The organism is Cupriavidus sp. 2SB (assembly GCF_005503625.1).
Taxonomy (GTDB): domain Bacteria; phylum Pseudomonadota; class Gammaproteobacteria; order Burkholderiales; family Burkholderiaceae; genus Cupriavidus.
Genome location: NZ_SCMX01000082.1, coordinates 21,685 through 27,983 on the forward strand (window position 1 = coordinate 21,685; position 6,299 = coordinate 27,983).

Below are 6,299 nucleotides of genomic sequence, written 5' to 3' on the forward strand. Positions count from 1 at the left end.
AACGTACGACAAAATGAGTCTCGGCTCCGACACGCCGCTGTGACCAAAATGTGCCGCAGTGGCAGCCAAAGGCTAGCAAGAAGGGGGGAGCCCCCCCCCCCCGAATAAACTACCTCATCTACCGCCAAGCACAGCGCTCATCGCCGCAACTAGGGACCAGAACGCGAAAACACCGGGGAGGGCGTCGGGATTGCCTATTGCCGAGACCGTGGCCATTGTTGGAACAGCCGTACCGATACAGGTAGCTGCAATTGCCGTCGCCAGTGACCACTGTTTTTGCGACCAGCCATGAAAGCCGCCAAATGGGAGACCGAGGGCCAGGAGAGCGCCGCCGATTACGACGTACGCGAATTCTGGCCAGTTGGGAAAGAGGGTGAAGATTGTCATTTCAAGCCTTGTAGAAGTGCGCCACTCGGGATTGAACGACGCTCTACGTATAGCTCGAGGGACCTTATATTCGACGCAAAAAACTCACCCCTCTGAAGCGGGGGGTTCCATCGTCTCGCTACGGTCGGAGCTCCAGACCGCAAGCATCGCCGCCATGCGCCGTGCTTCTTCGGTGGTGACGTACTTCGTCGTCGTATCCAAGGAAGCGTGGCCAGCGTTCTGCTGGACGACTTCCAACGGTGCGCCAGCGGCAAGCGCGTGCGAGATATGAGTGTGGCGAAGCCAATGAGTGCTGGCAGCGGCCAGCCGCTCAGCTCCACGCTCGTCGTGAGGTTGCAGGGCAGTCGCGCACTTAGCAAAGAACCCCTTCAATTGCTTGTATAGGGTGTCAGGCGTGACGCCGCGGGCGGCATCTGGCTGTCGCTGCATCATCCAAGGCGCTAGTTGGCCAGCGTCAATGGCCTCGCCCAGGAGAAAGACGCTCCGAGGCAAGCGCCCTTGGTCAGGCTCTGACCGGAATCCGCGGTGTGCGAGGTACGTGGCCAGCTCGCTTATGACGACGGGCGCCATCGGCACGCGCCGGAGCTTACTTCCCTTTCCCAGCACTTCCAGACGCCAACCCTCCACCGGCCTATCGCCACGGGCGCCTGGGAAACTGACCCACTCCAGGTGATCAGTGGTCACGCTTACGGCTTCTGACAGCCGCATGCCCGTGGTGTACAGCAACGACAAGGCGAATCGAAGACGGAGGTTGGCCGACGTCTGGGGCAGGGCGGTGGCCTCTGTACGGACAAAATTCCACTGGGCCTCGGTGAAACTGCGGCCTACATCGAGCTTGGGCGCGGCGGTGCGTGGCACGTGCACGCCATGCCATGGATTGCCCATCAGATAGTTCTGGTCCACCAAGAACCGGTATAGGTTGTTGAGCACGCCTATCGAGTAGGCGCGCGCCCGGTCCGACAACGGTCCCTCGAAAGGGCGCCAGATCGGGCTCCACCGCTCGCGCGATCGCGGCGCGCACCAGTCCGAAGGCGGCGCCGCGAGAAATTCCCGGTAGGCAATGCAGTCTTCGTGCGTCATTGAAGAGAGCGGCTTGCCACGGACGAGGATTGCCCATAGCAGGAGGCGTTCGGCTTCTTTCCGGTAGGCGCGCTGCGTGTGAGAGAGCGTCTGCAGCCAGTCCAGCGGGCCGGGTACCGTGCTGATGTCGCGACGCTTTTCGCGAATGCGAGAGACCTGCTCAGGCGGGAGGCCGGGCTTCGCGCGCAGCCAGGCGAGCACCGCCTCGTAATCGTTGTGGGCGGAGAGCAGGCATTGCGCCTGTGGTCGACGGTAAGTTCCGGCCCGGCCATCCAGTTCCGCTGGGACCACGAGCTTGTCTAGGGGCACCAGCCCCGTCGCGCGCGGCACGACGCGGGCGAGCTCATGCGCGTAGCGCTGCCGGCGGGGCACCGCGACGTGCTGGCCAATCGTGCGGGTAAGCGTGTCCTGGTGGGCCTCAAGGAACCGCTCCACGGCACGGGCCTTGCCGGCGCCGATGCCGGGCAGCGCCGTTGACCAGCCTGTACCCAGGCCGTTGATGCGGTCGATGAGTTGGCCGATCGTTTCGACGCCAGCAGCTTCTAAGCGACTGGCCAGCGTGTCGGCGAGCCAGGCCCGGCAGCCATCATCCACCAGCACCGGGCGCGCATACTGCGTTTCCAGCCAGTCCATCGCCTCCAGCTGCTTTCGCATGAGGGCGACGCGCTTTTTCTCCCGTTCGAGGGCCGTGCCGTGCTGCTCCTGATAGGCGGCCAGCTGCTCGGCCTCGCTGAAGCCGTCCAGCCCTTCGGCGGCGGCAAAATCCTCCAACGAGGGGAGGCCGGCGCCCGGCCGACCGATCTGGCGCAGATCCACGCGCACCAGGCGGGCCATGCTTGGACGCTGCGTGCGCCGCGCAGCTGCCGCCAGTTCGTCGCGCAGCCACGCCGTGACGCGCCTGACCTTGGGATGGCGCGAAAAGGCGTCAGCTTCCCCGCCATCGGCCGCGGCGCGCGCATCCGCCTCAGCCTCGATCTCCCCTTCTTCCGCTAGGTAGCGGTCCCACATGCTCCGGGCGTGCAGACCCTGAATGGTGGCGCGCAGAAAGCCGAAGTGACCGCGATGGAGTTGACGCCGAGTGACGGACCTGCGGCGCGAGCGAACCGTGGCTGTCATCTGCTTTTAGCCTTTCGACGCAGTACCGAGCGCGTCGTGAAGGTGAGCGACTTGGGCGGAAAAGGCTGCCTCGTCGCCCACGGAGTCGATGAGGCGACTTTGCCAATCGGGTACGAGTGACGAAATACGCGCCAGGGTGGCGACCGGCAACAATTTTGGAAAGTGTCTGCTGACGATCTTCGCGGGGATGGAGTGGGCAACGAAATGCGCATTCATGGGGTATGCGCGAGCGAAGATTGCGTAAGCCCGCGCAATGCCGCGTACGTTTCCCGCGTCGGCAAGCGCGCTGAGCAATTCAAGGATTGGCCCGGACTCGGTGACGTAAGCTTTCGAACCCTGCTGGCGTATGGCTTCTCTGACCCGCTGGACAAGATCGTCCCTGCCGGGAACGTCCAATTCCTCTAGGCCGATCAATTCCTGTGCCAATGCGCGCCGCTCGGCGCCAAGTTTCTTCACAGCATCGGCATCCTCTTGGGACGGTACCCACAGGCGGACCTCGACCCAGTTTGCCCGCTGGCGTGCAGCGCGCTGATCGTCTACCCGTTCTTTGTTCGACTTTGCCATAACTGCTCCTCGTAGGTGATTAACGGCCGTTTCGTTATACACCTACGAAAACGATTCGTCCAGCGGGACTGGTAAATGGTTTGATCTTCCGGCTGGGGCACCTGCCAGATGCCTGGAAAACCGCTCCAGCTAAGAGGGTTGCAGGCCGAGCTTCCGATTGTAAGCTCTAGAGTGTGCGTTCAAGTAGGTGACCCGTACCTTATTTTCGCCATTCTTGATAAGAAAGATTATCAAGAAGCGGAAAAAGTATGTTTTGCGCACGTAAGTGACCCGGCCAGCATGTTAGAATCCTGAAAACAATCTAAAGAAGTCATCGGATGCCAGACCGCATCACCAGCCAGCACTTCACCGGGCAGTCCGCCGTCACGCTCGAGCCTGGCGCCGAGAACCTGCCCGTGCCGATTGCTGATGTACCAAAGCTCATTGGGGCTATCGACGGCAGCGAAATTTCAGTGTCATTCGACGATGAGACCTACGTCTTCGAGATCCGTCACCCGTGGCTAGAAGACCCAATGATTCGCGTGCTTTCGTGGGACGCCGACGAAGGCGCCCGTCGCTTGATCATTAATCAAAACTTCAAGATCCTTGGACCGCACCGGAGGAAGGGGCTAGGGGTGCGCAGCATTGCCACCGAAATGCGCATGGCACTGCACTTGGGGATTCCGGCGGTGTCGTGCATCGCGGCAGGCGCGCCCGGCGATACACTAAATGGCTACTACACTTGGCCAGTGCTCGGATTCAACGCGGATCTCACTCCCCACGACATCCAAGCACTTCCTCCGGATTTTGTGGGGTGTAGGTCGCTCAATGATCTGATGCAGCGGCGGGGAGGCGCTGCATATTGGCGCGCGAAGGGACATGGCGGCTTCCTCACATTCGACACCGCGCCCGGAAGTAGCTGCTGGGTTATACTTGGCGAGTATATGAAGCGAAATGGAGTGGAGCTATGACGACGAAAAGCAACGCGCTGACGCCGCCAGCCGACGTCGTGGCCCGAATGATTGCGGTATTGGAGCGCCGAGCGCCCCAACGGGCGGAAGTCGACGACCAGGTCACGCTGGAAGTATTGGAGTCCGGTACCGGACATCTTGAGGCACTCATTCGTGAGGCAAGGCCACGCATTCGCCCATCTCGGATTGCTCTTGCGCTTGCTTTGCGCAACGGCCGACGCTGGCAGTCCAAGGTAGGCGCACAGCAGGTACGAATGAAACGAAACAAAAAGATTGCGCAGTATATGGTCGAGCTGCGACGCAAGACCATTCGAAAGGAAGCCGCCTAATTCAGGCGGTTTTTTTTTGACCGAGTTTGCTCTGAACCGGGACTCTCGCTGATCGCTTTCGGTTCCAAAGCTGCGCAGACCTCCGCGGGGCAGTATTGTCTTCTCCGGTATGGCAATATGCGCATTCATTTGGCATGGTGGGAATATGGCGATCACTCCTTCTTTCAAGCGAGTTGCACTCGATGACCTATCGCTGTCGACCATCACACATCGTGCAGCTGATAGTTTCGAGGTCGAGCTGGATGATTGGTCGCAGTTTCATCAGGCGCTCGCCAAACTCGAGTCAATTGACCGCGAGGCCGACACGGCAGCTCTGGGCTCGACGAAATGGCTCTTCCGCGGCCACGCCGATAGCGAGTGGCCAATCATCAGCACTCTTGAGCGGTTCAACCCCAGTATCGACACTCTGGAAGAGTACTATGCATACGCCTACAGGCCACGATACGGCATTGAGTCAGCAACTGGACAGCAGTGGAACATCCGACCTCCACATGAGTTTGCCGAGGAGTTTGGCCAGGCGGCCGTAGTGTTGACAGGGTTCAATACGCAGCCCGACGAGTACGCGTACCTGGTCTATCTGCGACATCACGGTTTCCCTTCGCCGCTACTGGACTGGACAAGGTCGCCGTACGTTGCCGCATTCTTCGCATATTCGAGAGCATACGAACAGCGCCAAGAGCGCGTAGCGGTTTTTGCATACCTGGAAGCCACGGGAAGGGGAAAGGCAACATCGCCTGCGAGCCCGACCATTTACTCGTTCGGTCCATATACCAGGACTGCGCCTCGGCACTATATACAACAGGCCGAATACACACTGTGTCTTCGGAAGAGGAGCGGGGAAGGGCGGCATGGAATCTGCAGCCATATGGAGGCATTTGCGAGCCGGGACGCCATACAAGACGTACTCGTAAAGTTCACGCTACCAAGATCTGAATGGCGGCGGGCACTCGGCTATCTGGATCAGCACAACATGAATGCTCACACGCTGTATGGATCGGTTGATCGACTCATGGAGACGGTGGCAGTCCGTGAGATGCTCCTCAATGCTGACTAGGACTTTCATGGAACTCGTGACTCCGCCAGCGTCTCTCTACAAGTTATATGCATTAAGTGCAGCCGTGCAGTGGGCCAGGTTCGAACGTCTACTCAGCCACGGGGAGATCTACCTCGCCAAGCCCTCGGACTTCAATGATCCATTCGACTGCGCCCCCAGCTTCAATCCACGCGCGGTGCTGGACCGGAAGAGTGTTCTCAAGCTCCACAATAATGCAGGCCGAAAGCAGGGCCACAGCCGGCAGGAGCGTCGCGGTCGCGCCTTTCGATTCATGGCGCAATCGAACACTGAAAAAATCGAGACGTACAACACGATAGGCCGTCGACATGTTCAGAACGTCGGTGTCTTTTGCATGACAGACAGGCGCGACCATCCTTTGATGTGGTCGCATTATGGCGACAAGCATACGGGTGTATGCGTTGAATTTGCGTCTGATGTCGGACCGTTTCAGTTGGCGAACAAGGTGGCGGTTTCAAGTCTGAGATGCAACACCGGTTCGTAATTTGTTGATCTCTTCTGCCATGGCTTCTGCCGGAGTGGCGAAGTCAAGGACCGCCCGAGGGCGATAGTTCAACGCTTTCGCGATCCTGTTCAAGTACCCTTGTGAGAAGATCGATAGGTCTTCGCCTTTCGGTAGATACTCACGGATCAGTCCGTTCATGTTCTCGTTGCTCGGCCTCTGCCACGGACTGTGCGGGTCGGCAAACGTAGAGCGTATTAAATCTGTCACTACCCTTGCCGTTAGCTGACGCGGCTTAGCGCCGTTGTGTTGACACATTTGCTTCCACTCGAAACGCATTAAAAGTGTCAATTCGCATA

At 59.5% G+C, this 6,299-nt stretch carries 8 protein-coding genes; 4 read left to right on the forward strand and 4 right to left on the reverse strand.

Features of this window, described 5'->3' with window-relative positions; genetic code table 11:
- Window positions 1-114: 114 nt before the first annotated feature.
- The 3 genes from FFS21_RS26830 to FFS21_RS26840 all read right to left on the reverse strand — a co-directional run bounded on the left by FFS21_RS26830 (window position 115) and on the right by FFS21_RS26840 (window position 3,147).
- A complete protein-coding gene (locus tag FFS21_RS26830; protein ID WP_137927734.1) occupies window positions 115-387 on the reverse strand; it encodes a hypothetical protein in 273 nt (90 codons plus the stop codon).
- Window positions 388-471: 84 nt separating this feature from the next.
- On the reverse strand, window positions 472-2,583 hold the full coding sequence (locus tag FFS21_RS26835; protein WP_137927735.1) for a phage integrase family protein: 2,112 nt from the start codon (window positions 2,581-2,583) through the stop codon (window positions 472-474).
- A gap of 6 nt (window positions 2,584-2,589) precedes the next feature.
- A complete protein-coding gene (locus tag FFS21_RS26840) occupies window positions 2,590-3,147 on the reverse strand; it encodes a hypothetical protein (protein ID WP_137927736.1) in 558 nt (185 codons plus the stop codon).
- A gap of 317 nt (window positions 3,148-3,464) precedes the next feature.
- Between FFS21_RS26840 and FFS21_RS26845 the strand changes: the two genes are divergently transcribed.
- The 4 genes from FFS21_RS26845 (at window position 3,465) to FFS21_RS26860 (ending at window position 5,982) form a co-directional block, all read left to right on the forward strand.
- Window positions 3,465-4,097 (forward strand): hypothetical protein, encoded by a 633-nt coding sequence (locus FFS21_RS26845; protein ID WP_137927737.1) that lies wholly within the window; start codon window positions 3,465-3,467, stop codon window positions 4,095-4,097.
- Entirely contained in the window at window positions 4,094-4,426 is a 333-nt protein-coding gene (locus tag FFS21_RS26850; RefSeq protein ID WP_137927738.1) for a hypothetical protein, read from the forward strand. The genes FFS21_RS26845 and FFS21_RS26850 overlap by 4 nt, the downstream gene beginning before the upstream one ends.
- A gap of 145 nt (window positions 4,427-4,571) precedes the next feature.
- Window positions 4,572-5,480: an FRG domain-containing protein gene (locus tag FFS21_RS26855; RefSeq protein WP_160475177.1), complete on the forward strand. Its 909-nt coding sequence runs from the start codon at window positions 4,572-4,574 to the stop codon at window positions 5,478-5,480.
- A 7-nt stretch (window positions 5,481-5,487) separates the two neighbouring features.
- Entirely contained in the window at window positions 5,488-5,982 is a 495-nt protein-coding gene (locus FFS21_RS26860) for a DUF2971 domain-containing protein (protein WP_160475178.1), read from the forward strand.
- On the opposite strand, the gene FFS21_RS26865 is transcribed toward FFS21_RS26860, so the two are convergent.
- Window positions 5,953-6,299 (reverse strand): transposase (locus FFS21_RS26865; protein ID WP_502705199.1); only part of this gene is annotated, 347 nt, incomplete at its 5' end. The two genes, FFS21_RS26860 and FFS21_RS26865, sit on opposite strands and share 30 nt — an antisense overlap.